General features: G+C 67.2%; 26 protein-coding genes. 9 read left to right on the top strand and 17 right to left on the bottom strand.

Annotated features, from left to right (window positions below):
* Nucleotides 1-44 precede the first annotated feature (44 nt).
* From AC1DN2_RS20640 to AC1DN2_RS20610, 7 genes are all read right to left on the bottom strand, one after another.
* Entirely contained in the window at nt 45-947 is a 903-nt protein-coding gene (locus tag AC1DN2_RS20640; protein ID WP_476851781.1) for an aldose 1-epimerase family protein, read from the bottom strand.
* On the bottom strand, nt 944-2,464 hold the full coding sequence (araA, locus tag AC1DN2_RS20635) for an L-arabinose isomerase (RefSeq protein ID WP_476851780.1): 1,521 nt from the start codon (nt 2,462-2,464) through the stop codon (nt 944-946). Before araA ends, AC1DN2_RS20640 begins: the two co-directional genes overlap by 4 nt.
* An 83-nt stretch (nt 2,465-2,547) precedes the next feature.
* The gene (locus AC1DN2_RS20630; RefSeq protein WP_223914827.1) at nt 2,548-3,228 is read right to left on the bottom strand and encodes an L-ribulose-5-phosphate 4-epimerase; all 681 of its coding nucleotides are present in this window, start codon (nt 3,226-3,228) and stop codon (nt 2,548-2,550) included.
* Complete coding sequence (gene araB / locus AC1DN2_RS20625; RefSeq protein ID WP_476851779.1) at nt 3,225-4,988, bottom strand: ribulokinase; 1,764 nt, start codon at nt 4,986-4,988, stop codon at nt 3,225-3,227. The genes AC1DN2_RS20630 and araB overlap by 4 nt, the downstream gene beginning before the upstream one ends.
* Nucleotides 4,989-5,097: 109 nt before the next feature.
* Nucleotides 5,098-6,120 carry a LacI family DNA-binding transcriptional regulator gene (locus AC1DN2_RS20620; protein WP_476851778.1) on the bottom strand — a complete coding sequence of 341 codons (1,023 nt, stop codon included), beginning with the start codon at nt 6,118-6,120 and terminating at the stop codon, nt 5,098-5,100.
* A gap of 195 nt (nt 6,121-6,315) precedes the next feature.
* Nucleotides 6,316-7,365: a LacI family DNA-binding transcriptional regulator gene (locus AC1DN2_RS20615; protein ID WP_476851777.1), complete on the bottom strand. Its 1,050-nt coding sequence runs from the start codon at nt 7,363-7,365 to the stop codon at nt 6,316-6,318.
* Nucleotide 7,366: 1 nt separating this feature from the next.
* On the bottom strand, nt 7,367-8,617 hold the full coding sequence (locus tag AC1DN2_RS20610) for a Gfo/Idh/MocA family protein (RefSeq protein WP_476851776.1): 1,251 nt from the start codon (nt 8,615-8,617) through the stop codon (nt 7,367-7,369).
* 171 nt (nt 8,618-8,788) lie between these two features.
* Between AC1DN2_RS20610 and AC1DN2_RS20605 the strand changes: the two genes are divergently transcribed.
* The 6 genes from AC1DN2_RS20605 (at nt 8,789) to galK (ending at nt 16,749) form a co-directional block, all read left to right on the top strand.
* A complete protein-coding gene (locus tag AC1DN2_RS20605; RefSeq protein WP_476851775.1) occupies nt 8,789-9,745 on the top strand; it encodes a carbohydrate ABC transporter permease in 957 nt (318 codons plus the stop codon).
* Between the two features lie 12 nt (nt 9,746-9,757).
* Nucleotides 9,758-10,690, top strand: a complete 933-nt coding sequence (locus tag AC1DN2_RS20600; RefSeq protein ID WP_476851774.1) for a carbohydrate ABC transporter permease — start codon at nt 9,758-9,760, stop codon at nt 10,688-10,690.
* A gap of 71 nt (nt 10,691-10,761) precedes the next feature.
* Complete coding sequence (locus tag AC1DN2_RS20595; RefSeq protein ID WP_476851773.1) at nt 10,762-12,102, top strand: ABC transporter substrate-binding protein; 1,341 nt, start codon at nt 10,762-10,764, stop codon at nt 12,100-12,102.
* Nucleotides 12,103-12,211: 109 nt separating this feature from the next.
* Nucleotides 12,212-14,377, top strand: coding sequence for an alpha-galactosidase (locus AC1DN2_RS20590; protein ID WP_476851772.1), 2,166 nt, complete (start codon nt 12,212-12,214; stop codon nt 14,375-14,377).
* A 105-nt stretch (nt 14,378-14,482) separates the two neighbouring features.
* Entirely contained in the window at nt 14,483-15,580 is a 1,098-nt protein-coding gene (gene galT / locus AC1DN2_RS20585; RefSeq protein WP_476851790.1) for a galactose-1-phosphate uridylyltransferase, read from the top strand.
* The gene (gene galK / locus AC1DN2_RS20580) at nt 15,577-16,749 is read left to right on the top strand and encodes a galactokinase (protein WP_476851771.1); all 1,173 of its coding nucleotides are present in this window, start codon (nt 15,577-15,579) and stop codon (nt 16,747-16,749) included. Before galT ends, galK begins: the two co-directional genes overlap by 4 nt.
* A 68-nt stretch (nt 16,750-16,817) precedes the next feature.
* Here the strand turns inward: galK and AC1DN2_RS20575 are convergent, their stop codons facing one another.
* From AC1DN2_RS20575 to AC1DN2_RS20540, 8 genes are all read right to left on the bottom strand, one after another.
* Nucleotides 16,818-17,534 (bottom strand): urease accessory protein UreD, encoded by a 717-nt coding sequence (locus AC1DN2_RS20575; protein WP_476851770.1) that lies wholly within the window; start codon nt 17,532-17,534, stop codon nt 16,818-16,820.
* Nucleotides 17,535-17,833: 299 nt separating this feature from the next.
* Nucleotides 17,834-18,451 (bottom strand): urease accessory protein UreG, encoded by a 618-nt coding sequence (ureG, locus tag AC1DN2_RS20570; RefSeq protein WP_476851769.1) that lies wholly within the window; start codon nt 18,449-18,451, stop codon nt 17,834-17,836.
* A gap of 34 nt (nt 18,452-18,485) precedes the next feature.
* On the bottom strand, nt 18,486-19,154 hold the full coding sequence (locus AC1DN2_RS20565) for an urease accessory protein UreF (protein WP_476851768.1): 669 nt from the start codon (nt 19,152-19,154) through the stop codon (nt 18,486-18,488).
* Nucleotides 19,155-19,319: 165 nt separating this feature from the next.
* Nucleotides 19,320-19,802, bottom strand: coding sequence for an urease accessory protein UreE (gene ureE, locus AC1DN2_RS20560; RefSeq protein WP_476851767.1), 483 nt, complete (start codon nt 19,800-19,802; stop codon nt 19,320-19,322).
* Nucleotides 19,803-19,821: 19 nt separating this feature from the next.
* Nucleotides 19,822-21,612, bottom strand: coding sequence for an urease subunit alpha (ureC, locus tag AC1DN2_RS20555; RefSeq protein WP_476851766.1), 1,791 nt, complete (start codon nt 21,610-21,612; stop codon nt 19,822-19,824).
* Nucleotides 21,609-21,959 (bottom strand): urease subunit beta, encoded by a 351-nt coding sequence (locus AC1DN2_RS20550; RefSeq protein ID WP_476851765.1) that lies wholly within the window; start codon nt 21,957-21,959, stop codon nt 21,609-21,611. Before AC1DN2_RS20550 ends, ureC begins: the two co-directional genes overlap by 4 nt.
* 8 nt (nt 21,960-21,967) lie before the next feature.
* Entirely contained in the window at nt 21,968-22,270 is a 303-nt protein-coding gene (locus AC1DN2_RS20545) for an urease subunit gamma (protein ID WP_223914842.1), read from the bottom strand.
* Between the two features lie 129 nt (nt 22,271-22,399).
* Nucleotides 22,400-22,720 (bottom strand): DUF6221 family protein, encoded by a 321-nt coding sequence (locus AC1DN2_RS20540; RefSeq protein WP_230010922.1) that lies wholly within the window; start codon nt 22,718-22,720, stop codon nt 22,400-22,402.
* Nucleotides 22,721-22,817: 97 nt separating this feature from the next.
* On the opposite strand from AC1DN2_RS20540, the gene AC1DN2_RS20535 reads away from it, so the two are divergent.
* Nucleotides 22,818-23,153 carry a hypothetical protein gene (locus tag AC1DN2_RS20535; protein WP_476851764.1) on the top strand — a complete coding sequence of 112 codons (336 nt, stop codon included), beginning with the start codon at nt 22,818-22,820 and terminating at the stop codon, nt 23,151-23,153.
* Nucleotides 23,154-23,456: 303 nt separating this feature from the next.
* Here the strand turns inward: AC1DN2_RS20535 and AC1DN2_RS20530 are convergent, their stop codons facing one another.
* Nucleotides 23,457-24,050, bottom strand: coding sequence for a GNAT family N-acetyltransferase (locus tag AC1DN2_RS20530; protein ID WP_476851763.1), 594 nt, complete (start codon nt 24,048-24,050; stop codon nt 23,457-23,459).
* A gap of 34 nt (nt 24,051-24,084) precedes the next feature.
* Nucleotides 24,085-24,792 carry a VOC family protein gene (locus AC1DN2_RS20525; protein ID WP_476851762.1) on the bottom strand — a complete coding sequence of 236 codons (708 nt, stop codon included), beginning with the start codon at nt 24,790-24,792 and terminating at the stop codon, nt 24,085-24,087.
* Nucleotides 24,793-25,015: 223 nt separating this feature from the next.
* Here AC1DN2_RS20525 and AC1DN2_RS20520 point away from each other — a divergent pair, with 223 nt between their 5' ends.
* Both AC1DN2_RS20520 and AC1DN2_RS20515 read left to right on the top strand, forming a co-directional pair.
* Entirely contained in the window at nt 25,016-25,561 is a 546-nt protein-coding gene (locus AC1DN2_RS20520) for a hypothetical protein (RefSeq protein ID WP_476851761.1), read from the top strand.
* Nucleotides 25,562-25,912: 351 nt separating this feature from the next.
* Nucleotides 25,913-26,476, top strand: a complete 564-nt coding sequence (locus tag AC1DN2_RS20515; RefSeq protein ID WP_476851760.1) for a dihydrofolate reductase family protein — start codon at nt 25,913-25,915, stop codon at nt 26,474-26,476.
* The last annotated feature ends 297 nt before the right edge of the window (nt 26,477-26,773 follow it).

The raw sequence follows: 26,773 nt of genomic DNA, 5'->3' as shown, positions 1-26,773 counted from the left end.
AACGCACATTCGGTGCCAGCCTCCTTCTTACCGCCGCCGGACCCTCACGCGGCGAAGATGCGCCAGGCCACGCGGTGCGAGTCTCCGGGTTCGAGCCGCACGAGGTCCGTGCCGGTGTTGAAGGCATCCGGCGGACACGTCATGGGTTCCACGGCGAGTCCGAGCCGGCCGGGCAGCGGCGGTTCCGCATCCCCGGTGTAGAGCTGCAGCCAGGCGCAGCTGCGGTCCCAGGCCATGCCGACGCCGGTCCCGCCCGGGTCCCGGACCACGACGTGCGCCTGCCCGTCGCCGTCGAACACCATGTCGGTGAAGGCATGGTCGATCTTGGTAGAACCGATGACGCGGGCCGCGCGGAAGTCATATCCGTGTCCTTCAACGGACCGGGTGGCGACCGGCAGCAGCCGGTCCGGCGTGACCTCAAGGAACGTCCGCGCCGGCACCTCCAGGCTCCATTGGTCCAGCGGCGCCGGCCCGGCCAGCAGATACGGGCGGGGACAGACCCCGTAGGGCGCGGACCGCTGCCCCACATTGGCTGCCGTGACGGCAGTGTGCAGGCCCCCGCTGGCCAGCCGGTAGCTGGCGGTGATCGACAACGCGAAGGGGTAGCCCGGCGTCGGCCCGATGGTGCAGGAGAGCTCCACGGCGGAATCCGTCCGGGACTCCAGCCTCCACTCCAGCTCCGGGGTGAAGCCGTGCAGGGCGCATTGCCGGTCGGGTTCGTTGACCGGGAGCTCGTAGTCCGCACCGCCAAAGGTGTACGTCCCGTCGGGAATCCGGTTCGGCCAGGGTGCCACGATGACGCCGCGGAAGTCCGGGTTGGGCCCGCCTGCCGGAAACGGGACGATCAGGTCCCGCCCGCGGAACTGCAGCGTCCGCACCGCGGCACCGCGGGCGGCGACGACGGCGGTGTACTCCCCGTGCCGGAGCCCGTATTCGTCCCCTGTCACAGACCGCCGGCCAGCTTGTAGTAGGCGGCGTTCCAGGCGAGTTCCTTCTTGAAGCCCCTGATGGTGGTGCCATCGTCAATGGTCAACAGCTCGGTTTGGGCGATCTCGGCGAAGTCCTCGAAGACGTCCATGCCGACAGCGGTGGAAAGCACAGTGTGGTGGGCGGCTCCGGCGGTCAGCCAGGCAGCAGCGGAGGTGGCAAAGTCCGGCTTGGGCGACCAGAGGGCACGGGCCACCGGCAGGTTGGGCAGCGGCTGCTCAAGGTCCACGACGTCGACGGCGTTGGCCACGAGGCGGAAGCGGTCGCGCATGTCGGACAGCGCCACCACGACGCCGTGGCCGGCATCGGTGTCGAAGACCAGGCGGACGGGATCTTCCTTGCCGCCGATGCCCAGCGGGTGGATTTCCACGCGCGGCTTCGCGGCAGTCAGGGACGGGCAGACCTCCAGCATGTGCGCGCCCAGGATTTTCTCCTGGCCCGGGACGAGGTGGTAGGTGTAGTCCTCCATGAGCGAGGCGCCGCCGGGGAGCCCGGCGCCCATGACTTTGGCTGCCCGGACCAGGATGGCAGTCTTCCAGTCGCCCTCGGCGCCGAAGCCGTAACCGTCGGCCATGAGGCGCTGGACGGCCATGCCCGGCAGCTGGCGCAGTGCGCCGAGGTCTTCGAAGGACGTGGTGAAGGCGGCCGAGCCGTTGGCCTCCAGGAAGCTGCGAAGCCCAAGCTCGATCCGGGCGCTGTAGCGCAGCGACTCGTGGCGCGGGCCGCCGGTGCGGAGCTCGGGGGCCACCTCGTAGAGCCGCTCGTATTCGGCGACGAGGGAGTCGACGTCGGACTCTGCCGCGCCGTGCACGGCGTCGGCGAGTTCATTGACGGACCAAGTGTTGACCGAGACGCCGAAGCGCAACTCGGCCTCGGTCTTGTCCCCTTCGGTGACGGCGACATTGCGCATGTTGTCGCCGAAACGGGTCAGCTTGAGGGTCCGGACGGCCGCCCAACCAGCCGAGGCGCGCTGCCAGGATCCGACCTGGCGGGACACCTCGGGGTTGGACACGTGGCCGACGACGGTTTTGCGCGGGATGCCGAGGCGGGACTGGATGTAGCCGAACTCGCGGTCGCCGTGCGCGGCCTGGTTCAGGTTCATGAAGTCGAAGTCGATGTCCGCCCACGGCAGTTCGACGTTGGCCTGGGTGTGCAAGTGCAGGAGCGGCTTCCGGAGCAGGTCCAGGCCCTGGATCCACATCTTGGCCGGGGAGAAGGTGTGCATCCACGCGGTCACGCCGATCACGGCGTCGTCCGAGTTGGCATCCAGGGCGGTGCGGCGGATGGCGTCCGAGTCCGTGAGCACGGGCTTCCAGACGATTTTCACTGGGACGTCGGCGGAGGCGTTCAGCGCGTCAGCGATGTCTTGGGACTGGGCGGCGACCTGCTTGAGGACGTCCTCGCCGTAGAGGTGCTGGCTGCCGGTGAGGAACCAGACCTCGAACTGCTCAAGGGACGTGTTGTTGGCGTTGGACATGTTTTCTCCTGCGGATGGTGGGGGGCGACGACGGCTTCGCGGCCTGGCGGCCTGGTTTTGGGCCTGGCGGCCTGGTTTTGGGCCTAGCGGCCGTAGACGTTCTGGTAGCGGGCGTAAAGCGAGTCGATCTGGGCCGGGTCGATCGGCAGGGGTTCGCCGAGTTGCCGGGAAATATGGACGGTCCGCGCCACTTCCTCGCACATGACGGCGGCTTTGACCGCCGAGCGGGCATCCTTGCCCACGGTGAAGGGCCCGTGGTTCTGCATCAGCACGGCCGGCGAGCTGGATTGGGCCAGGGTGTCCACGATGCCGCGGCCAATCGAGTCGTCCCCGATCAGCGCGAACGGGCCCACCGGGATCGTCCCGCCGAACTCGTCACCCATCATGGTCAGCACGCAGGGGATCTCCTCTCCCCGTGCAGCCCAGGCCGTGGCGTAGGTCGAATGCGTGTGCACCACTCCCCCGACCTCCGGCATGTGCCGGTAAACGTAGGCGTGCGCCGCGGTGTCCGAGGACGGTGACAGGGCGGGGTTGCTCCAGTCGCCCTCCACGGGCGTGCCGTAGAGGTCCGTGACAACCATGCTCTCGGGCGTGAGGTCCGCGTACGAGACTCCGGACGGCTTGATGACCATCAGGTCATGGCCGGGGACGCGGGCGGAGACGTTGCCGGCCGTCCACACCACCAGTTCGTAGCGCGTGAGTTCGGCGTGCAGTTCGCAGACCTCGCGACGGACCTCCGCGATGCTTTCCAGCAGGTTGCTCATGCGGACACTTCCTCTGCGACCGAGCCGGCGGGGACGGCGTTCTGCTGCGGAGCGCCCGCAGCGGCGGCAAACGAGGGCCTGGCCGCACGCTGGATCGCCTTGAGGCGGTGCATCACGCTGTTGCTGCCGCGGCCGAAGTAGTCGTGCAGCGTGCGGTACTCCTGGAAGAGCTTTTCGTAGGCGGCAACATTTTCCGGAATGGGAATATAGATGCTGCCGGGCTCCGATCCCATAGCAGCCGCAGCGGCACGGATATCCGCGTATTCACCTGCGGCCACGGCGGCGTGGATGGCCGACCCCAGGGCGGGCCCCTGGGTTGAGCCGATGGTGGAGAGCGGCAAGCCGGTGATATCCGCGTAGATCTGCATGAGCAGCTTGTTCTTCAGCAGGCCGCCGGCCACGATGAATTCCCTGACCGGCACTCCGGAGTCGCGGAAGGCGTCTACGATGGTGCGCGTGCCGAAGGCCGTGGCTTCCAGCAAGGCCCGGTAGGTGTCTTCGGGCCTGGTGGCGAGGGTCTGGCCCACCACGACGCCGGAGAGTTCGTGGTCCACCAGCACGGAACGGTTGCCGGAGTGCCAGTCCAGGGCAATGAGGCCGTGTTCGCCGATGGCTTGGCGGGAGGCCAGTTCAGTGAGGTATTCGTGGATGCCAAGACCTGCCGCTTCCGCTGCCTGGTGGTACTCGGGCGGGACGCCGTTGTTCGTGAACCAGCCGAAGATGTCCCCCACTCCGCTTTGGCCAGCTTCGTAGCCCCAAAGCCCGTCGACGATTCCGCCGTCCACCACACCGCACATGCCCGGGACTTCCCGCAGTTCGGCACCGTTCATAACGTGGCAGGTGGAGGTTCCCATGATGGCCACCAGCTGCCCGGGCTCAACTGCCTTCGCTGCGGGCGCCGTGACGTGGGCATCCACGTTGCCCACTGCGACGGCGATGCCTTCCGGCAGTCCGGTCCAGGCGGCGGCCTCGGCCGTCAGATAGCCGGCCGCATCGCCGAGCCGGCCGATGGTGTGCGCCAGCTTGGCGCTGACAAAATCCTTGAAGTCCGGGTTCAGGGCGGACAGGAATTCCCTGGACGGGTAGCGGCCGTCCTGGTAGATCCCTTTATAGCCGGCCGTGCAGGCGTTGCGGACGTAGTTGCCGCACAGCTGCCAGACGATCCAGTCAGCCGCTTCCACCCAGCGGTCCATCGCGGCGTAGCTTTCCGGGTCCTCCTCAAGCAACTGCAGGCCCTTGGCGAACTCCCATTCGGAGGAGATGAGTCCGCCGTAGCGCGGCAGCCAGTTTCCGCCGAGTTCCGAGGCCAGGGCGTTGATGCGGTCCGCCTGCGGCTGGGCGGCATGGTGGCGCCACAGCTTCACGTAGGCGTGCGGGCGGTTGGCGAATCCGGGAAGCTCGTTCAGCGGTGTGCCGTCGCCCTTGACGGGGACCATAGTGCAGGCCGTGAAGTCGGTGGCGATGCCCACCACGGCGGCTGGGTCGATCCCGGCGTCGGCGACGGCCGCGGGCACAGCCCGGCGGAGCACGTCGCGGTAGTCGTTGGGCACCTGCAGGGCCCATTCGCCCGGAAGCCGGATGCCGGCGACGCCAGCCGTGTCCTTCGGAAGCTCGCCCGTGACCACGGCATGCGGGTATTCAAATACCCCGCTGCCCAGTTCCTTGCCATCCCGGACCCGGACGACGACGGCCCGCCCGGAAAGCGTGCCGTAGTCCACGCCTATGACAAAGTTTTCGGTTCCGTCCACTGAGAAGTCCATCAAATCCTCCAATAGGTTCCGCAACATTGCGAACCCCCTTATTGTTAGCGCTAACAAACTTGCTGTCAAGAAGCCTGGCACGTATTGCCGGAACGGAGGGCTTCGGCCCTTAGGAGAGACGGGGGCGGGGTGCGGTGCTGGCGCGCACCACGAGAGCAGGTTTGACCACCAGGGCGCCGCTGGCGGCATCGCCCTCGACCTGGGCGCGTATCAGGTCCATGCAGCGCTTTCCGAGTTCCTCGAAGTCCTGTCGCACGGTGGTCAGCGGCGGCATGAAGTAGGCGGATTCGGGCTGGTCGTCAAAGCCAACCACGGAGACGTCTTCCGGAACCCGGATGCCCTTCTCGCCGAACGCCCGCAGCAGTCCGAGCGCCATCTGGTCGTTGCTGACGAACACCGCGGTGGCGCTGCGCTGTTCTGCCAGCTGCTGCCCGATCCGGTACCCGCTGTCCGCACTCCAGTCCCCCTCGACCAGAAGTTCGTCGGAGAGGCCGGCTTCCGCCAACTCCTCGCGCCACCCGTCAACCCGGGCTTTGCCGTCCACCCAGTCGAGCGGTCCGGAGACATGGCCGATCCGCTCGTGGCCAAGGCTGATCAGATGGGCGACGGCCAGCCGTGCACCGAGCTTCTGGTCGACCATCGCGCCGCTCAACCGCCCTTCTCCGGCTCCGCCGACGACGATCACCGGAAGATCCAGGTTCAGGTCCTCGAGCACCTGAAGTGTCCCGTCGTGCGGCACGATCACAATCAATCCGTCCGCGCCCTGGTCCGTCAGGTGCCGCACGGCATCGCAAATGGCGTTCGCCGCGGCCCCCTTGATCGCGGCAATGCTCACGAAATACCCTGCTTCCCTGGCGGCTTGCTGGACCCCCAGCAGCGTATTCGCCGGGCCATATTGCCCGAGCTCGGAGGCGAGGACACCGATGGTCTGGGTGCGCCGGGTCACCAGGCTCCGGGCGGCCGTGTTGCGCCGGTAGCCGAGTTCGGCAATCGCCGCCTCGACCCGGGACTTTGTTCCCGCGCTGACATTCGGGTGGTTGTTGATCACCCGCGAGACGGTCTGGTGGGAAACCTTGGCCAGCGCTGCGACGTCTTCGAGCCGCGGCTGCCGCCGGTCATTGTTGTTCCCCATGCGAGGCCCCTTTCGCTCCGATGCCGTCCATCGGCCTGAATCAAAGTGTGAAATCGAACGATAGGAGGGCACGGGGCGCCCGCTGGTCGCCCGCCCCCCGGCTCCTGTTAGCGCTAACGATAGTCCATAGGGCCCCTGGTGTGATGCCCGCAGGGAACGACGCCCGGAACCGCAACGACGTGCCCGGCGGGGACCCTACCCGGCCGGCGCGGCAGGCACCGGCGCGCAGCCGCAGGACGCGCGCAGGACCAGGTCCACGGGGAAGATCCTGTTCCGGGTGGGAGACACGCCGTCAAAGCCAATGAGCGCTTCGACGGCGGCCTCGGCCATGGCCTGGACGGGCTGCGCGACCGTGCTCAACGGCGGCCAGCTGAACTCCGCCTCAGCCGAGCCGTCGAAGGAGAAGACCGCCAGGTCCTCGGGGACCCGCAGCCCGGCCTCGGACACGGCGCGCAGCAGGCCGACGGCCTGCAGGTCGGAACTGACGAACACGGCGGTGGGTCGGTCCGCGGCCGCGAGCAGCCGCTGCCCGGCCCGGTAGCCGCCCTGCCGGTCGAAGTCACAGCGCAGAATGGGTCCTTCCGGGAGGCCGGCCTCCGCGAGCCCCTGCTGCCACCCGACCTCGCGGGCATCGAGATCATTGCCGGCGTTCATGCCCATGACCAGTGCGATGTTGCGGTGGCCGTGGCCCACCAGGTGCTCGACGGCACGCCGGGAGCCTTCCAGCAGCTCCACGCCGACCGAGTTGAAGCCCGGCACCTCGGTGCTGTGGTTGAGCAGCACGGCGGGGATCTCCGAATGCTCCAGCTCGGTCAGGTCGGGTTCGAACAGCACGCTGGAGAGGAAGACCCCGTCAACGCGGCGGCTCGCGAGGTTCCTGACCTGGCGCCGCTCATTGGCCGCCGATCCGCCCGAGTTCGCCAGCAGCAGGGCATAGCCGCGCGCCGCCGCGGCTTCCTCCACGGCGCGGGCCAAAGTGGCGAAGAAGGGGTTGGTGGTGTCCGGGACCACCATGCCGAGCATCTCGCTGGAGCCAAGTTTCAGTGCCCTCGCCGCGGCGTTCGGACGGTACCCCAGGGCGCTGATGGCCTCGCGGACTTTCGCAGCGGTCACCGGGGAGACCCGCTTGGGGCCGCCGTTCACCACATAGCTGACGACGGCGGTGCTGACGCCCGCCAGCCTGGCCACGTCTTTTCGGGTGATCGTGGGCCTGGCGGAGGCGGGCGAGTGTGGCACAGTGACCATGCTACCGCCGGAGTTCCCCGGCTAAGCCTTCCTCGTTGGTTCCCTGCGCAGGCAGCAGGACGGGGGCGTCGCCGTGGTCCGGCACGGGCAACCGCTCCCCGCCGCGGAGGGCGGACTCGTGCGCCACGATCCCCGGCAGCGTGTAGCGGGCGGCTTCCCAGGCGTTGACGGGCGGGAGCGTTCCCGTGTCGACGGCCGTGGCAAAGTCGTCCACCAGGAAGTGGTGGCTGCCCTCGTGCCCGTTGTGAAGTCCGCGGAACTCGGCCGGAAGCCGGCCGGCGTCATGCACGGGTGCCATTCCGGAGCTGAAGGCGTCCCGCAGTGCCGGTGCGACACTGGCCAGCGAAGGATCGTCGGCAGCCAGCGTGGCCCCGGTGGCCAGTTCCGCGCTGACGTCGGTCACGGACTCCTTGTCCTGCCACACACTGACCGTGGCCAGCTGCTCGAAGCTGGCGTCCGTGCCGAAGTACCGGAAGCGGCTTTCGCGCAGGTGGGAGGGGTAGCCGACGCGGCGCATCTCGTTGATGCGCATGGACCCGCCGGTTGAAAGCTCGAACAGCGCGGTGGCATTGGAGAAGTCGTTGCCGAACATGCTGACGTCCTTGTCGAACACACCGTCCCCGCGCTCGTCGGGGACGCCAATGCAGCTGACGCTGACGGCATGGCCGCCGATCGCGCCCAGTACCCCGCCGGTGGAGTGAGTCGGATACAGCATGGGCGGGTAGCTGGCGGTGCGTTTCCAGTCCTCCCCGCCGCTGTACTGGTAGGCCTCGTAGAAGCCGAGATCCATGTCGTGGACGTAGTCGCCCTCGGCGTAGAAGATGCGGCCAAAGGCGCCTTCAGCCTTGCGCTTGCGGGCATAGACGGTGGCGGGGTTGTAGTAGCTTGTCTCGCCCATCATGTAGGTCAGGCCCGTCTCCCGGACAGCCTCGATGATCCGGGCGATCTCGTCCTCGCTGATGGCCATCGGCACTGCCGAATACACATGCTTGCCCGCCCGGAGCGCCTGCAGCACCAGCGGCCCGTGCGTCCAGCGCTGGGTGAAGATCGCCACGGCGTCGAGGCCGCCGTCGAGCATGGCCTCAAAGCTGGGATAGGTCCCCGCCAGGCCGAGCCGCTCCCGGAGGGCCTCGGCCCGTTCCGGCAGGACGTCCGTGACATGGACTTCTGAAATCGCGGGATGGGCGTCGAAGAGTTTGGCGAAGGCGCCTGCGAACTGTCCGGCGCCGACAATGCCTAGTGAGAAAGTCATGCACGCAAGTTTTACACCAGTTTCTACTCGAGTCAATAGCAGAAGATGAGCAGAAAGATTCCTCCCGGAAACATAAAAGAAACGCTTGCGCATAAGAAAGTTACTCGTGTAGATTCAGGCCTCAGTTGTAATCCACGTCACAGCATCCACGTAACTGCGGAGGACCCACCAATGACCACCACAACTGCCCGCGGAGCCGTTCCGGCCCGCAAGGCGCCCGGCACGGGAACGGGCAATGCTGCCCCCCGCGGCCGGCGCCGAACCCGCAGCGACCTGAGGGTCGCCCTTCTCTTCATCGCCCCGGCCTTGCTCGGCTTCGTTGCCTTCTACCTGGTGCCGAGCATCCGCGGCGTCTACCTCAGCTTCACCGAGTACAGCGTTTTGGGCGATCCCACCTGGATCGGCACCAAAAACTACACCGCGATCTTCGCGGACGATCTCTTCTGGAACGCCATGGCCGTGACGGTCCAGTACGTGGCACTGAACATCGGCTTCCAGACCGCGATCGCGCTCGGACTTGCCCTGCTGATGCACAACGTCGCCAAGTCCACGCTTATCCGCGGCGCCCTGCTGCTGCCCTTCCTTGTGGCGAACGTGATCGTCGCGCTGTTGTGGTTCTGGATGCTCGACTACCAACTCGGCATCGTCAACGAAATCATCAACTGGATGGGCCTGCCGCGCATCGCCTTCTTCGGCAGCGAGCAATGGGCCATTCCCACCATCGCCGGCGTCAACGTCTGGCGCCACATGGGCTACACCGCCCTGCTGATCTTCGCCGGCCTGCAGTCCATTCCCAACCACGTGTACGAGGTCGCCTCGCTCGACGGCGCCTCCCCGACCCGGACCTTCTGGAGCATCACGATGCCGCTCCTGCGCCCAGTGCTGGTGCTGGTCCTGGTGGTCACCGTGATCGGCTCCTTCCAGGTCTTCGACACCGTGGCTGTGACCACGGGCGGCGGCCCGATCAATGCTTCCCGCGTGATCCAGATGTACATCTACCAGAAGGCCTTCGGTGAATCCGACTTCGGCTACGCCTCGGCCCTGTCCGTCATTCTCTTCGTCATTCTCGCTCTTGTGGCCTTCGTCCAGATGAAGTTCCTCAAGGGCAACGAATCGGATCTGGACTAAGGAACCCCAGCCATGACTACCTCCGCCCCTTCCCGTAAGAAGCCCGCCTCCAGCGTCCCCCCTCCCAGGAAACCGGTCAGCTGGCGCCGCGTCGGCGCCTGGACCCTCGTCGCCATCGCCGTCGCCGTGACGATCGCGCCGTTCCTCTGGATGCTCCGCACCGCACTGTCCAGCAATGCCTCCCTGGCCTCGAACGCCAGCAACCTGCTGCCGGCCGACTTCAGCCTCGGCGCCTTCAAGCGGGTCCTGGGGCTGCAGAGCCCCGAGGAAGCAATCGCCGAGGGCGGCTCCGGCGCCGCCATCAATTTCTGGCTGTACCTGCGGAACTCCGTCATCTTCGCCACCGTCACCACCGCCGGGCAGGTCTTCTTCAGCGCGATGGCCGCCTACGCCTTCTCCCGGCTGCGCTGGCCGGGCCGGAACGTGGTGTTCGGCCTGTTCCTGGCCACCATGATGGTCCCGCCGATCTTCACAGCCCTGCCCAACTTCCTGATGATCAAGAACCTCGGCCTGCTCAACACCTTCGCCGGTCTGGCCGTGCCGTTCCTGTTCATGACCCCCTTCGCCATCTTCTTCCTGCGCCAGTTCTTCCTCTCCATGTCCCGCGAGGTGGAAGAGGCCGCCATGCTCGACGGCGCCAAGCACGTGCGGATCTTCTTCCAGATCGTGCTCCCGAACGCCGCGGCCCCCCTGGCCACCCTGGCGCTGCTGACCTTCATCGGCCAGTGGAACGAGTACTTCTGGCCGCTGCTGGTGGGCCAGGACGAAAGCGTCCGCGTCCTCACCGTGGGCCTGGGCGTCTTCAAGTCCCAGTCCCCGCAGGGCGCCCCCGACTGGTCCGGCCTGATGGCCGCCACCCTGATCGCGGCCCTGCCCGTCCTCCTGCTCTTCATCGCCTTCGGCAAGCGGGTGGTCAACTCCATCGGCTTCTCCGGCATCAAGTAACCCCGGCCCAACCCGCAGTGCCCCGTCAACAAGCATTCCCCTCAAAGAAGCACTTCCATGAAAGGTCCACCATGAAGAAGACCCTCGGCGCCGTCGCTGCCGCTGCAGCCATCGCCATCTCCCTCTCCGCCTGCGGCGGGTCCGCCCCGGCCTCCACCGAGGCCAAGGGCGAAATCAACTACTGGCTGTGGGACGCCAACCAGCTCCCGGCCTACCAGCAGTGCGCCGATGACTTCCACAAGGCCAACCCGGACATCAAGGTCAAGATCACCCAGCGCGGCTGGGATGACTACTGGACCACGCTGACCAACGGCTTCGTCGCCGGCACCGCCCCCGACGTCTTCACCAACCACCTCTCGAAGTACCCCGAGTACGCCGCGAAGAAGCAGCTGCTCGCCCTCGACGAGGCGGTGGCCAAGGACGGCATCAAGCTGGAGAGCTACACCAAGGGACTCGCCGAGCTCTGGGTGGGCCAGGACGGCAAGCGCTACGGACTGCCCAAGGACTGGGACACCGTGGGCCTCTTCTACAACACGGCCATGACGGACTCCGCGGGCCTGACCGCCGAGCAGATGGCCAACCTGGACTGGAACCCGCAGGACGGCGGCAGCTACGAAAAGGCGATCGCGCACCTGACCGTGGACAAGAACGGCGTGCGCGGCGACGAGGCAGGTTTCGACAAGAACAAGGTGGCCGTCTACGGACTCGGCCTGGCCGGCAGCGGCTCCGGGCAGGGCCAGACCGAGTGGAGCTTCCTCAGCGCCACCACCGGCTGGAGCGCCACGGACAAGAACCCCTGGGGCACCAAGTTCAACTACGACGACCCCAAGTTCCAGGAGACCATCGCCTGGTGGGCCGGACTGACCGAGAAGGGCTACATGCCCAAGCTCGAGACCACCGTCGGCGCCAGCCTGGCGGACAACTTCGGCGCCGGCAAGGCTGCCATCAACACCACGGGTGACTGGCTGATCGGCCAGTACAAGAGCTACAAGGGCGTGAAGACCGCGTTCGCCCCCACCCCGAAGGGCCCCGAAGGCAAGCGCGCCAGCATGTTCAACGGCCTGGCCGACTCCGTCTGGGCCGGCACCAAGAACCCGGCAGCCTCGATCAAGTGGGTCGAATACCTCGCCTCCACCTCCTGCCAGGACGTCGTAGCCTCCAAGGGCGTCGTGTTCCCTGCTCTCACCAGCTCCTCCGAGAAGGCAGCCGAAGCGTTCAAGGCCAAGGGCACCGACGTCTCCGCCTTCACCACCCACGTCAAGGAAGGAACCACGTTCCTGTTCCCGATCGCGGATAAGGCAGCCAAGGTGGACGGCATCATGAAGCCGGCCATGGACGCCGTCCTCTCCGGCAAGAAGCCTGCCAGCTCCCTCACCGACGCCAACAACCAGGTCAACGCCCTCTTCAAGTAAGCCTTTGAAGCCACAGCCGCCCGCCACGGCGGCGCCCGGTGCGCGGGGTCCTCAACCCGGGATCCCGCGCACCAGCACCTGACTTCCGCACTACCGAAAGCGAATCCCCATGCACCCCGTGCACCTGCGTTCTGCCGGCACCAGCGTCCTGCTGGCCTTCGACACCGGCGAGGCCGAGATCGTCCACTGGGGCGCCGACCTCGGCGAACACCTCCCCGATCTGGCGATCCTCCGCGGGCCCGTCCCGCACTCCGCCCTCGACCTCCCCGTCACCGCCGGACTGCTCCCGCAGGCCTCCTCCGGCTGGGCCGGGCGGCCGGGCCTGCGCGGGCACCGGAACGCCGACGGCGGCCCCGGCCTGGACTTCTCGCCGGCCCTGCGGGTCGTTGCCGCCCAGATGCAGGACGGCGGCCGCACCGTGGTGATCATCCACCGGGACTCCGAGGCCGGACTCGAGGTCAGTTCCGAACTCACCCTGCACCCCGGCGGCCTTCTGGAGCTGGCTCACACGCTGACCAACAGCGGCACGGCCGAATACCAGCTCGACGAACTCGCCACGGTGCTGCCGGTGCCGCGGGACGCCACGGAACTGCTCGACCTCACCGGGCGCTGGTGCCGCGAAAACCACCCGCAGCGGCACGCCGTCCAGCAGGGCACCTGGGTCCGCACCGGCCGGCACGGCCGGACCGGCCACGACTCGTCCCTGCTGGTGGCAGCCGGGACCGCCGGCTTCGCCAACCGCACAGGCCAGGTCTGGGCCACGCACCTGGGCTGGAGCGGCAACCACGAGCAGTACCTCGACAGCCTCGCGGACGGCCGGCGCATGCTCGGTGCCGCCGAGCTGCTCGGCTCCGCCGAAGTGGTGCTGCGCCCCGGCGGCAGCTACCGGACGCCGTCGCTCTATGCCGCCTACTCCGGCCGCGGCCTGGACGGCATCACCGAGGCCTTCTACCACTGGTTCCGTGCCCGGCCGCAGCATGTGGACACCACCTCCGGCCGGGTCCGCCCGGTGGTGCTGAACACCTGGGAAGCCGTCTACTTCGACCACAGCCTCGAGCCGCTGCTCGAACTCGCCGAAGCGGCCGCCGGGCTCGGCGTGGAACGCTTCGTCCTCGACGACGGCTGGTTCCGCGGCCGCCGCGATGATCACGCGGGCCTTGGCGACTGGTATGTCGACGAGAGCCTGTGGCCCGAGGGCCTGACTCCGCTGATCGACGCGGTCACCGGCCACGGCATGGAGTTCGGGCTGTGGGTGGAGCCGGAGATGGTCAACCTGGACTCCGACGTCGCGCGCGAGCACCCGGACTGGATCGTGGGCCCGTCGCTGCTTTCCCACAAGGACGGCGGCCGGCTTCCGCACGCCTGGCGCCATCAGCACGTCCTGGACCTCGCCAACCCGGAGGCCTGGCAATACATATACGGCCGCCTCGATGCCCTGTTGCGCGAGAACAGCATCGCCTACCTCAAATGGGACCAGAACCGCGACCTCACCGAGCACGGCCGCGGCGGCCGGCCGTCCGTCCATGAGCAGACGCTGGCCGCGTACCGTCTCTTCGACGCGCTCAAGGCATCCCACCCGGACGTGGAGATTGAAAGCTGCTCCTCCGGCGGGGCCCGCGTGGATCTCGGCATCCTGCAGCGCACCGACCGGGTGTGGGCCTCGGACTGCAACGATGCCCTGGAGCGCCAGACCATCCAGCGCTGGACCCAGGCCGTCCTCCCCCCCGAACTCGTCGGATCACATATCGGCCCCACCACCTCGCACACCACGGCCCGCACCCACGACATCTCCTTCCGCGCCATCACCGCCCTCTTTGGCCATTTCGGCATGGAGTGGGACATCCGCGCAGCCACGGACGAGGAACGGGCCACGCTGCGCCGCGCCATCGCGCTCTACAAGCGCCACCGCGCACTGCTCCACTCCGGCAAGCGCGTCAACGCAGACACCGCCGAGCCCACCCTGAGCGTCCACGGTGTAGTTGCGCACGACGCCGGCGAGGCCCTGTTCGCTGCAGTGTCCCTGGCCTCCGCCCCGGCTGAAGTCCCCGGACTGGCCTCACTGCCGGGCCTTGACCCGAAGCGGAACTACCGCGTCCGGGCCGAACTGCCTACCCTTCTCGACGGCGACTACGCGCACACCTTCACCCAGATCCGGCCGCCGGCCTGGCTGGAAGACGGGGCCGTTGCCACCGGCGCCTTCCTGCAGCACGTCGGCCTGCCCCTGCCGGTCCTGAACCCGGAGCACGCCCTGCTCCTCCACGTCCAGGCCCTCTGACCGTCCGGTCCCGCCCCCTGCTTCCGGGTCGGGCACCGCACGTCCCCTCACTCTCGAAGGAACCCCATGACCAGCATCATCAGCCGCAGCAACGCCCCGGCGTCGGTGTCCGCGGTGACCAGTACGCGCCTCGCCGACGGGCGCGAACTCCTGTATTTCGACGACACTTCCCATCCCCTGCAGCGCCCGTCAAGGGACCGCCGCGACCTTCCCGAGCGCGGCCCGTCCGGGGAAATCCGGTACGACGCGCTGACCGGGGAATGGGTGGCGGTCGCCGCGCACCGGCAACACAGGACGCATCTTCCGCCGGCGGACGAGTGCCCGCTGTGCCCGAGCACCGACGCGCGGCCCTCGGAGATCCCGGCGGATTACGACGTCGCCGTGTTTGAAAACCGCTTCCCCTCGCTCGGTCCGGATCTCGCCGCCGTCCCGGCATCGCCGGGCTGGGGTACCCGCGGGACCGCCGGCGGCCGGTGCGAGGTCGTAGCCTTCACGCCCGAGCACACCGGGACGTTCGCCGCCCTCAGCACCCGGCGGGTGCGCACCGTGATCGACGCCTGGGCGCACCGCACCGAGGCCCTGAGCGCGCTGCCCGGCGTGGCGCAGGTGTTCTGTTTCGAGAACCGCGGTCAGGACATCGGCGTGACACTGCACCATCCGCACGGCCAGATCTACGCCTACCCCTACGTCACGCCGAGGACCGCGGTGATGGCCGCGGCCGCCCGGCAGTTCCATGAGGCGGCGGGCGGGACGGCCACCCTGACCGGGGCGATTTTGGCGAGCGAACGTGCCGACGGCGCCCGGATCGTGCTCGAGGGCGAATTTTTCAGCGCCTACGTGCCGTTCGCGGCGCGCTGGCCGCTGGAAATCCATCTGGTCCCGCACCGCCAGGTTCCGGACCTCGCAGCGCTGACCGGCGCCGAGCGTGACGAGCTCGCCGTCCTGTATCCGGACCTGCTGGGCCGCCTCGACAGGCTCTACGGCAGTCCGACGCCGTATATCAGCGCCTGGCACCAGGCCCCCCTTGACCCGGTGCTGCGCCGGTCCGGGTACCTGCACCTGCAGCTCACCTCCCCCCGGCGGGCCGCGGACAAACTCAAGTTCCTGGCCGGCTCCGAGGCCGCCATGGGCGCCTTCATCAACGACACGACTCCCGAAGAGGTTGCGGCCCGGCTCCGGGACGCCAGGAAAGGAACGGCATGACCACCACCGACACCGCAGGAACGGCCCTGGCGGACGCGGTGACCCGCGCCTTTGCCGGCCACTTCGGCCATGACGCCGACGGCGTGTGGCAGGCGCCGGGACGGGTCAACCTGATCGGCGAGCACACGGACTACAACGACGGCCTTGTCCTGCCGTTCGCCATCAACCGCACCACCACCGTGGCCGTGTCGGCCCGGGCGGACCGCACCGTGCGGCTGGCCTCGGCGTTCGCGGCCGCTGACCCGGTCGAATTCGATCTCGATGCCTTCGCCCCGGACCAGGCGGCCGGCTGGTCCGCGTACCCCGCCGGAGTGGCGTGGGAGCTGGAACGTGCCGGCATCACGGTGCCGGGCTTCGACCTGTACGTGACCTCCGATGTCCCGGTCGGCGCCGGGCTGTCCTCCTCCGCCGCCCTGGAATGCGCCGTCGCGTTGGCCCTCTCCGACCTCACCGGAGCGGGCCTGGGCCGGGCCGAACTGGCGGACATCGGGCGGCGGGCCGAAAACAACGTCGTCGGCGCCCCCACCGGGATCATGGATCAGTCCGCGTCGATGCTCGGCACCCGGGACTGCGCGGTCTACCTGGACTGCCGCGACCTCAGCTCCCGCCCGGTGCCGCTCGGCCTGGAGGAGTCCGGGCTTCTCTGCCTGGTGATCGACACCAAGGTCTCGCACGCCCATGCCACCGGCGGGTACGCCGAACGCCGGTCCTCCTGCGTCCGCGGCGCCCGGGCCCTGGGCGTCGGCGCCCTTCGCGACCTTGACGCCGCCGATCTGCCGCGGGCCGGGCGCGTCCTCGACGACGTGACGTTCCGCCGGGTCCGGCACATTGTCACCGAGAACGAACGGGTCGCCCGGACCGCGGAACTGCTCACGTCCCATGGGCCGCTGGCAATCGGAGACCTGCTGGACGCCAGCCACCGCTCCATGCGGGACGACTTCGAAATCTCCTGCCCGGAACTGAACCTCGCCGTTGACACCGCACGCGCCAACGGGGCCATCGGGGCCCGGATGACCGGCGGCGGGTTCGGCGGCTCCTCCATCGCCCTGGTTCCAGTGGACGACGCCGATCAGGTCCGGTCCGCGGTCCTGGCCGGCTTCGCCGCCCGCGGGCTGCAGGCACCCGATGTCTTCGCCGTCCTGCCGGCAGAGGGGGCGCGCCGGCTGTGATCAGGCCGCCGGCCGGGTGGTCAGCGCCCGAAGCCGGCGCAGCGCAGTCCTCTGCTGGGTCCCGGCCATCAGTACTTCCTCAGATCCAGCGGATCCTGGCCGTACCAGCGCTTGCGCAGCAGGGCGGTGGCGGCTCCCAGAACACACCTCAGTTCCTCCGTGCTGTTCGAGAGCGACCTCAGCACCAGCCCGGCCGTTCCCAGCACGGCGGCGGTGAGCGAGATGCCGGTATGGGCGCCGAGCCCGGCCGTGATCTCGTGGAGTTCGTCGGCAAGGGCTTGGTCCACCCGCGGGTCCACCACGATCAGCGACCCCAGATGGCTGAAGCCCTCCATGAACGCCAGGCCCGTCACATCGCCCAGGGGCGGCCGGATGAGCACGTTGTCCAGGGCCAGCAGCCCGCCCGCCTCCCCGACGGACGCCTCCGACTCGACCCGGATCTCGGTCCGCAACCGCAGCTCCTCGTACCGGAACGAGGCCCCGTCCGGCGACCACCCCGGGGTCACAATTTCGACCATGATGAGGCTCGACGACGGCCGCACCGTCACGTGCGTATTCTGCCGGTAGCTGGCCTCCCGGTAGGCGATCACCTGATCCGGGGCGAGCTCCAGCCGAGCCCCCTCCCCGAGCCGCAGCCGCATCCGCTGTTCGGCAAAGGATCCCGGAGTCCGGTAGATCTTGGTGGCCGACTGCGTGGCGAGCAGCAGCTTCGCCCCATCGGCCACCTCCACGTCAATCACATACAGGTCAGCGCCCAGATAGGCACCGCCAGGATTGACGAGCACATAACAAACCTGCCCGCTGCCATCCAAGTAATGCGGCCGCAAAACCCTCAAAGCCCCCCGATGGAACTGATGCGTGGCGACACAACGTCCGCCCCGATTTTCGACGACGAGTTCCAGTTCCCCCATCGGCGACTTAACCGCTGAGGCGGCGAGGCCGGATTTTGGGGCCGCGGCGTGGCGGGCACCGCGGGGGGCCCACTGCCGCGAGGGTCCCGACTCGAGCTTGCGAGAGTCGGGAGCGGCTGGGGACGGGCACGGCCCCAAATCCGGCGAAGCCGCCGGACTCCGCACAATCGCCGTCACGACGCCAGGTCGAGCATCAGGACGTCCCGCCGCACCCATTCGATCACGCGGTCCAGCCCTTCGTCGGTCTTGAGGTTCGTGAAGCAGAACGGCTTCTCGCCCCGGAATTCCTTGGAGTCCCGCTCCATGACGGCCAGGTCCGCGCCGACGTGGGGGGCGAGGTCGGTCTTGTTGATGATGAACAGATCGGACTTGATCATGCCCTGGCCGGCCTTGCGCGGGATCTTCTCACCCTGGGCCACGTCGATGATGTAGATGGAAAAGTCCACCAGTTCGGGGCTGAACGTTGCGGAGAGGTTGTCGCCGCCGGATTCCACGAAAATCACCTGCAGGTCAGGGTGCCGCTTCTTCAGCTCCTCGATGGCGGCCGTATTCATGGACGTGTCTTCGCGGATGGCGGTGTGCGGGCAGCCGCCGGTTTCAACGCCGATGATCCGGTCGACAGGCAGGATCCCGTTGGCGGCGAGAATCCTGGCGTCCTCGATTGTGTAGATATCGTTGGTGATGGCCGCCATGGAGATCTCCCGGCTCATATGACGGGTGAGCCGCTCCACGAGCTGGGTCTTGCCGGCACCCACCGGGCCGCCGATGCCGATTTTGACGAGCTCAGACATATTCTTCTCCAGACATATTTCGTGTGTAGCTCGGTTAACTCATGAACATGCGGGCGCGCTGGCGTTCGTGCCGCATTTGCGAAATTTCCAGCCCGGGGCTGACGGCCCCAAAGTCGTCAGGCGTGAGGTGACTGGAGCGCTCGGCGGCGGCAGCTACGCCGTCGGCCGCCTTCCGCAGGATCCGCTGGCCGGCGTTCTGCCCCAGGGGGATCGCCCGGACGGCGTTCTGCGTCAAGGACGTCACCGCGGCGAACAGGTAAGCGGCGAGGGCCTCGGGGAGCGGCACGTTCAGGGACCGGGCGACCACGGCGAACGCCAGCGGCTGATGCCCGGCGGCACGGCCGGAACCCACCAGCTCCCGGTACTCCGCCAGATCTGCGGACGGAAAGATCTCGGCGCCGATCTCCAACAGACGTCCGCCCATCTTGGTACTGGCCTCGCGCAACTGCCGGGGTAACAACTGGGCGGTCAACAACGCATCCAGTTCGGCAACCGGAACGTCCTCATAGAGGAACCGGATTGCCAGGGCGTCCGAGTACGTCAGCTGCTGTGAAATGAACGCCGCCAGCCACACCCCAAAGGACTCCTCGTCGTGCACCAGCCCGCGCTCCACATACGTCTCAAACCCCAGCGAGTGAGCAAACGCCCCGGTAGGCAAAGCGGAATCCGTCAGCTGCTGCAACGCAAGCTGGTACTGGGTCACGACCGCCCCCGAATGCGCGAAGCTGGGAAGGGGGCTGCGGTGTGGTGGGCACCGCGGTGGGCCCACTGCCGCGAGGGCCCCGACTCGAGCTTGCGAGAGTTGGGAGCGGCTGGGGACGGGCACGGCCCCAAATCCGGGGCGGCGCCCCCGCCGCGGAAGAGAAAACTAGTGCGAGTGTTCGGCATGGCGGAAGGGGACGGGCATCACGCGTTCCTGGCGGTTGTAGGGCGCTCCGGCGTGTTTGAGATAGTCCTCCACGGTGTGGTCGTACTGGCAGACCATCACCTCCGCCCCGTACTCCGAGGAAGCGTCGAAGAACTGGGCCTGCAGGTGCCGGTTGCCCAGGGAGTGGGCCACCACCCCCATCTCGTGGATGGAGCGCGGGGCGATCACCAGGACGTCGGTGGGCAGGACCGACACCACGATCATGTTGGTGCCGGCCACGTGCAGGATGTCGCCGTCGCGCAGGTCGCCGGAACCGGCGGGGAGGCGGATGCCGAGTTCCTTCCCGTGGTCGGTGGTGACGCGCTGGATGCGTTTGACCAGCTGGGCGCTGGGCAGCACCACCTTCTCGCGGTGGAGCCCAAAGTAGGGGTCCGGACCGGGAGGGAGGTCGTGGGTGTTGCCGAGGACCTTTTCGATGATCATGGTGGTCTCCTCTGGAAGCCTAGAAAAGGAAGTAGCGCTGCGCCATGGGCAGCACGTCTGAGGGCTCGCAGGTGACGTCCTCGCCGTCGACGCTCACCTGATACGTTTCCGGGTCCACCTCGATATCAGGGGTGGCGCCGTTGTACTTGAGGTCCGCCTTGGTGAGGTTCCTGATTCCGGACACCGGGCGGATGACCTTCTCCAGTCCGAGCTCGGCCGGGACCCCGGCGTCGATGGCGGCCTGGGAGAGGAAGGTGATGGAGGACTGCTGCAGCGCCTTGCCATAGGCGGCGAACATCGGCCGCATGGTGCGCGGTTGCGGGGTGGGAATGGAGGCGTTGGCGTCACCCATGAGGGCGTAGGCGATCTGGCCGCCCTTGAGCACAAGGTCCGGCTTCACTCCGAAGAACGCGGGGTCCCAGAGCACCAGGTCGGCGAACTTGCCGACCTCCACGGAGCCGATGGAGTCGGCCATGCCCTGCGCGATGGCCGGGTTGATGGTGTATTTCGCCACGTAGCGTTTCAGGCGGAAGTTGTCGCTCTCGGCGCCCAGGCCTGACGCGGCCCCGTGCGCACCCCCGGCAGGGTCTTTGAGTACACCGCGCTGTTTCTTCATCTTGTCCGCCACCTGCCAGGTGCGGATGATCACCTCGCCCACCCGGCCCATGGCCTGGGAGTCCGAGGACGTGATCGCGAAGATGCCCAGGTCCTGCAGGACGTCCTCGGCGGCGATGGTCTCGGCGCGGATGCGGGAGTCCGCGAATGCCACGTCCTCCGGGATGTCCGGGTTCAGGTGGTGGCAGACCATGAGCATGTCCAGGTGCTCTTCGATTGTGTTGCGCGTGTACGGCAGGGTGGGGTTGGTGGACGCCGGCAGGACGTTGGGCAGCCCGGCGATCTTGATGATGTCCGGGGCGTGGCCGCCGCCGGCGCCTTCGGTGTGGAAGGTGTGGATCACGCGGCCGTCGATGGCCCGGATGGTGTCCTCCACGAAGCCGCACTCGTTCAGGGTGTCGGTGTGGATGGCCACCTGGACGTCGTACTGGTCCGCGACCTGCAGCGACGTGTCGATCGAGGACGTGGTGGAGCCCCAGTCCTCATGGACTTTCAGCCCGATCGCGCCGGCGCGGATTTGCTCGGCCAGGGGTTCGACGGCGGACGCGTGGCCCTTGCCGAACAGGCCGATGTTGATGGGCAGCCCTTCGGCGGCCTGCAGCATCCGCTGGATGTGCCATTTTCCGGGGGTGACCGTTGTGGCTTTGGTGCCTTCGGCGGGACCGGTGCCGCCGCCGACCATCGTGGTCACGCCGCTGCACAGGGCGGCAGGGACCTGGTCCGGGGAGATGAAGTGGATGTGCGAGTCCACCCCGCCGGCGGTCAGGATTTTCCGCTCACCCGCAATGATCTCGGTGCTCGCGCCGATCACGATGTCCACGCCGTCGGTGATCTGCGGGTTGCCGGCCTTGCCGATCCGGAAGATGTGGCCGTCCCGGAGCGCGACGTCGGCCTTGTAGATGCCGGTGTAGTCCAGCACCACGACGTTGGTGATCACGGTGTCCGGGACTCCGCCGCCGGAATCGGTACTGCCGGAACCAATACCGCCGGAACCGTCACCGTCCCGGGTCACCTGGCCGTTCTGGCCCATGCCGTCGCGGATCACCTTGCCGCCGCCGAACACCACTTCCTCGCCGTAAACGGTAAGGTCCTTCTCGATCTCAAGAAACAGATCCGTGTCGGCCAGGCGGATGGCGTCGCCCGTCGTCGGGCCGTAGAGGTCCGCATACTGCCTGCGGGATAGTTCGAAACTCACTTTGCGTCACCTTCCCCTTCGGAAACAGGGAGTCCGCTCTTGCGGAGTGTGCCGTTGACGGCGTTGCTGAGGCCGTACACTTCCCGTCTGCCCGCGAGCTCGATCAGCCGGACGGTCCTGCTGTCCCCGGGTTCGAACCGCGCGGCCGTGCCGGCCGGGATGTCCAGCCGGCGGCCGTAGGCGGCCGCCCGGTCAAACTGCAGCGCGGAGTTGGCTTCGGCAAAGTGATAATGCGAGCCCACCTGGACGGGCCGGTCTCCGGTGTTGGTCACCGCGACGTCCACCGCCTCACGGCCGGCGTTGATGAGCAGCGGCGCGGAACTGAGCACGTATTCTCCCGGAATCATCGAAGCTCCTAACGGATCGGGTCGTGAACGGTGACGAGCTTGGTGCCGTCCGGGAAGGTTGCTTCGATCTGGACGTCGTGGATCATTTCCGGCACGCCCTCCATCACTTCGTCGCGGCCAAGGATGGTGGTTCCGTAGCTCATGAGCTCCGGAACGGTCCGGCCGTCCCGGGCGCCCTCGATCAGTTCGTAGCTGATCACCGCGACGGCCTCGGGGAAGTTCAGCTTCAGTCCGCGCGCCTGGCGGCGGCGGGCGAGATCCGCCGCAACCACGATCATGAGCTTTTCCTGCTCACGGGGCAAGAGGTGCATGACGGTATCCCTTCAAGAACCAGCCGACTGGCGGACCGCAGAAGGCGCGGTGTGACCAGAGTAGGCCGCGGAGATTTCCTGCAGGTTTCCGGGACCCGTCATCATCTCAGGAGCTAACCGCTGACGGCCCTATCCGGTGATCCGCCAGTGCGCCTGGAATTCGGGGTGGTCCGCATACGGCAGCGCCAGGGTGTGCAGGGAGAGCGTGGTCCATTCGATGACGTCCGGCACCCATCCGGCCTCGGCGGGTTCCTGGCTGACCAACATGGCCAGCACGGACTGGCGTGCGGATTCAATGATGCCGATGAGCTGGCGCTTGGCCTCGCACTCACGGAGCAGGCGGCGTTCATACCACTCGCCGGAGACGGCAAGCGTGGGGTCGCCGAGCAGCTTTAGGGCGACGGCTTCGTCTTCTCTAATGCGCGCGGTCAGGAACTCGACGATGTCCACTCACCGAGCCTATGCGCGCCGGTGCCCACACGGCTACGGCCTGGCGTTTGCCCTTTTTCCTCAGGCCGGCACAAGCCGCGCTTGTTAGGGTGGGTGGATGAAACGACGTCTCGCCGCCCTTGCCGCTGCCGCCTTCTTGATCGGACTTACCGGCTGTGGGCAAGTGCAGGACGCTACCGAAAAGGCCGTCAACGACGGGGCGTCACGGGCTGCGACGGCGGCCGGCAATGAAGTGAAGAAGCAGGCCTGCGCCATCGTGAAGAACGGCCTGGTCAGCGCCAAGGACAAGGAACTGCTGGGCGGTCTTGTCACCAGCGCGGAAGCCGCGGGTGCACCCGCTGAGATCACCACCCCGCTGCGCCAGATCGCCGACTCCGGCGACCAGGTTCCGGCCGAATCCGTCAAGGCCCTTCAGGGCGCCTGCGCCAAGTAACCCACGTCATGCGCGGCATGGGTTTCGAGGCACCGGGGTTATGAGGCAGGCCGCCCGCAAGGGGACCGTCAGCGGTCGGTGTCGGGATCGGTCCGGTTTGTTGGCCAACGCTAGTCGTGGATTGGCTTGCGGCCAATATCCGCACGGTTCGGGGCGTCTCGGGTTCGTTCAGGAGAGTCCCGGCGACGACCCTGTTTTCGAACACTCTGAGTGTCGGCGATGTTGCGGGATCTCAAGGGCGGCGATCGAGAGGGCGGCGAGCCGAACCTGACGCCGTCGTGACCAGCCCGTGCGAACCCAGCGTCAGCCGCCGGCCGGCGGGACCGTCTTGCGCATCACGGTCTTGCTCTTGCCGATGTGACGCTCGAACGTGAATCCAGCCTTCTCGAACATGGCCCTCGTACCGTTGTGGAGGAATGAGGACGACGTCCTCTTGCCCGGGGCGAGCTCGTTGGGGAACGAGACCACCTCGCCCCCGCCGGCCTGCGCGATCAGCTCGAGCGCGCCATCCAGCGCCTCCCGTGCCACTCCCGAACGTCGGTGGTCGCGGTCGACGAAGAAGCATGTGATGCGCCACGGTGCCGGCTCGGTCTCGGCCGCGTCGTACTCCTTGCGGTGATAGATGCGCGGCAGCTCGACCGGACTGCCGTACTCGCACCACGCGATCGCGTCGTCGCCGTCGAAGACGAGCGCGGCGTGCGCGACGCCCTCCGCCACGAGTCTCTGCTTGAACGTCGGCCCGTCGTACTCGCTCTTGACGGTGCGCTCCGTGTCGTCGTGGAAATACGAGCAGTAGCACCCACCCCAGACCCCGTTGTGCTTCTGCGCGAGCGCCAGCCACGCCGGGAAGGTCTCGGCCGTGAGCGGCTTGATCACGTGCGAAGTCGTCACGCCCACCTCAGGGGTTGTCTCGGGAACGAGTTGAAGAAAGTCAGGAGGTAGCTCTCGTCGCGGGGGACTCAGCGACGCATAGGACTCCTGTGTTGCCGTCCTGGTCGGCGATCACGGTGAGCGACGGCGCGCCGGTGTCATCGACGACAGTCCCGCCCGCGGAGACGGCAGCGGCGATTCGTTGCTCGGCCACTTCGGGCGCCACATAGATCTCGACGTGGAACCGCTGGCTCGGGGTCTCACCGGCGTCCCCAAACCACAGGTTCGGTACACGCCCTGTGGCGTCCCGGATCTCGTCGCTGGGCGACCCGTGACCCTGGGCCTCAGCGTTCCCGGTCAACAGGGCGGCCCACACTGGGGCGATGGTCGCGGAGTGGGCCGTATCGAGACCGAGCTCGATGACGCTGACCGAGGCCGGGTCGGCGTCGACCTCGTGGTCGGCGGCGATCTCGGAGATCCGTCGCGCGAGGTCGACGTCCTGCTGGGTTACCCATTCGACGACGTGCTCGGTGCCCTCGTCGTCGCGGTAGATGGCGTCGGCGCTGACCATCTTGAGGTCGACGTACCCATTGCCGATCGACACGCTCGGGTGGTGTCCGAGCGCATCGCCCGCCTCGCCTACCGCGGTAACGAACCGTGCACCGGTGCCGAAGTCGTCGACCAGGTAGCGGGCATGGAGTCCCTGGGCCAACTTGCGCCAGTCGGTCAGCCTGGCCTCGGCGATCTCCTCGCCGTTCAGCATGTCCATGTTCGGGACCTCATCTGTGATTCAGTCTCAGCGCTGGAGCTCGTCATTTGTAAGTGCCTCCCGCCCCTTTGCCAACAGTTAAGCCGATACCAAAGGCATCTTCAAGGGAAGTCTGCGCCTGCTGCCCAAGCAAGGGCGTCTCCACGAGCGCGGATACTGGGCAACCGCCCGTAAGCCGGTCCCTCACCGGCCGCTTTCCTAATATTTCCACTACGGTGGCAGGATGATCGCTGACTTCATGAGAGACGATGCTCGGTCACTGCCTGCGCATCCGGCCCCAGCTGAAGTGACTGCTCTGCGGGTGTGGCACTGCAAATACAAGTCCCTGGCGGGCCTATCGGAATTCGTCAATCTGAAGACCCTTATCATTGCAACATATCCGGATATGGGCCTGGCGTCCTTGGGAGGTCTGGGCCGGCTCGATTATCTAAGCATCATGCACTTGCCTAACGTGTCGGACCTCGGCCCGCTCAGTCAACTGCAACGTCTAAGAACGATAAGACTCAGCACGCTGCCTAGTTGGGACTCATCTGGGAAGAAAACAATCGTTCAATCGCTGGCCCCGCTAACGGAGTTACCGGTTCTGGCGCACATTGAGCTCTTCGGGGTGCTCCCCGAAGACGGCACACTCAACGTCTTGGAGAACTGTCCGTCTCTGGAAACAGTCCGCGTGAGCAAGTACAGGAAACCTGAGACCGAACGCTTCTACCAAGTCACGGAACTTCCCAATTCATTCGCGCCCTCACCAGACATACCTGGCTGGTCCTGATACGCAGATATTTGACCGCATAGGACGGCGATCAAGATTCGTGCGCCATATACAGACGTGAGAATGGGCTACCCCGGCTTTCGTTAGCTCTTTCCTGAAGCGCCGGATGACTGGAGGTGTCCAGTGAAGGATCGTTGGGTGGGACACGTCAAGACGGGTTTCGATGCTCCGCAACGTGTCCGTAAGCCGACCCCTCATCGGGCAGCTCAGTTGAAACGCGGACCGAAGGCTATGGCATCCAGACCATGGGCGGTTACGGTGGCTCCAAGAGGGACAGGATGCTGCCGATCATATGCGGGACGACAGAGTTCAATGATGCCCTCGACCACGACAAGACGGAAGGCTGGCGCCGTGCGAAAACTGATCTACGGCATGAATCTGACCTTGGACGGCTACATCGCCGCGGCCGGCGACGACATCAGCTGGGGCGGGCCGAGCGACGAACTGTTCCAGTTCTGGCTCGACCAGGAGCGGGCCAGCAGCTTGTCGTTGTACGGCCGCAAGCTCTGGGAGACCATGAGCTCCTACTGGCCGACCGGCGACCAGCAGCCCAACGCTACCCCGGCGGAGATCGAGTTCGCGCGGAACTGGCGGGACACGCCGAAGGTGGTGTTCTCCTCGACGATCGACAAGGTCGACTGGAACACCCGCCTGGTCACCGGCGACGCGATCGCCGAGATCACCCGGCTCAAGGCCGGCGACGGCGGACCGATGAGCGTCGGCGGCGCAACGCTCGCCGGGGCGGCCATGCGGGCCGGGCTGATCGACGAATACGCGCTGGTCACCCATCCGGTCGTGGTGGGCGGCGGCACTCCGTTCTTCACCTCGCTCGACAGCTGGGTGAACCTGAATCTGGTGGAGACGCGGACGTTTCCCGGCGGCGTGGTCCTGACCAGGTACGAGACGAGGCGCTGAGCGCGATTGCTCCGCGCGGTCGGGGAAGTACTTCACCACCCGCGGCCCCACGTCGACGGGCAGCAGATAATCCGGAATGTGCCTGCGCACCGCTGCTGCGAAGCTCCGGCTGGGCAGAATGCAAACACCAGCCGAGATGCCGTTAAGGGGCTCTCCCCGGTTCGTGGTGATTTCCGGTGTGCGGTGAATGTTCAGGCCGCCGTTCTGGCGGCGCTTCTGAGCATAATGCGGGTGGTGTAGTTCCGGCTATTGACGAATCCCCGTCCTGTCCGTTTCAGGTGTTTGATGGCGGTGTTG

The organism is Arthrobacter sp. 01L42, from assembly GCF_056400005.1.
This window is presented reverse-complemented; position numbering and strand designations above follow the sequence as displayed.

Bases quoted from the DNA above. Each gene is read 5' to 3' on its own strand.
- AC1DN2_RS20520 (WP_476851761.1), top strand. From the start codon at position 25,016: ATGATCGCTGACTTCATGAGAGACGATGCTCGGTCACTGCCTGCGCAT.
- AC1DN2_RS20590 (WP_476851772.1), top strand. From the start codon at position 12,212: ATGCACCCCGTGCACCTGCGTTCTGCCGGCACCAGCGTCCTGCTGGCC.
- AC1DN2_RS20630 (WP_223914827.1), bottom strand. From the start codon at position 3,228: ATGAGCAACCTGCTGGAAAGCATCGCGGAGGTCCGTCGCGAGGTCTGC.
- AC1DN2_RS20620 (WP_476851778.1), bottom strand. From the start codon at position 6,120: ATGGGGAACAACAATGACCGGCGGCAGCCGCGGCTCGAAGACGTCGCA.
- araB (WP_476851779.1), bottom strand. From the start codon at position 4,988: ATGGACTTCTCAGTGGACGGAACCGAAAACTTTGTCATAGGCGTGGAC.
- AC1DN2_RS20600 (WP_476851774.1), top strand. From the start codon at position 9,758: ATGACTACCTCCGCCCCTTCCCGTAAGAAGCCCGCCTCCAGCGTCCCC.
- AC1DN2_RS20605 (WP_476851775.1), top strand. From the start codon at position 8,789: ATGACCACCACAACTGCCCGCGGAGCCGTTCCGGCCCGCAAGGCGCCC.
- AC1DN2_RS20615 (WP_476851777.1), bottom strand. From the start codon at position 7,365: ATGGTCACTGTGCCACACTCGCCCGCCTCCGCCAGGCCCACGATCACC.
- araA (WP_476851780.1), bottom strand. From the start codon at position 2,464: ATGTCCAACGCCAACAACACGTCCCTTGAGCAGTTCGAGGTCTGGTTC.
- AC1DN2_RS20610 (WP_476851776.1), bottom strand. From the start codon at position 8,617: ATGACTTTCTCACTAGGCATTGTCGGCGCCGGACAGTTCGCAGGCGCC.
- AC1DN2_RS20595 (WP_476851773.1), top strand. From the start codon at position 10,762: ATGAAGAAGACCCTCGGCGCCGTCGCTGCCGCTGCAGCCATCGCCATC.
- ureG (WP_476851769.1), bottom strand. From the start codon at position 18,451: ATGTCTGAGCTCGTCAAAATCGGCATCGGCGGCCCGGTGGGTGCCGGC.
- AC1DN2_RS20550 (WP_476851765.1), bottom strand. From the start codon at position 21,959: ATGATTCCGGGAGAATACGTGCTCAGTTCCGCGCCGCTGCTCATCAAC.
- AC1DN2_RS20545 (WP_223914842.1), bottom strand. From the start codon at position 22,270: ATGCACCTCTTGCCCCGTGAGCAGGAAAAGCTCATGATCGTGGTTGCG.
- ureE (WP_476851767.1), bottom strand. From the start codon at position 19,802: ATGATCATCGAAAAGGTCCTCGGCAACACCCACGACCTCCCTCCCGGT.
- galK (WP_476851771.1), top strand. From the start codon at position 15,577: ATGACCACCACCGACACCGCAGGAACGGCCCTGGCGGACGCGGTGACC.
- AC1DN2_RS20525 (WP_476851762.1), bottom strand. From the start codon at position 24,792: ATGGACATGCTGAACGGCGAGGAGATCGCCGAGGCCAGGCTGACCGAC.
- AC1DN2_RS20535 (WP_476851764.1), top strand. From the start codon at position 22,818: ATGAAACGACGTCTCGCCGCCCTTGCCGCTGCCGCCTTCTTGATCGGA.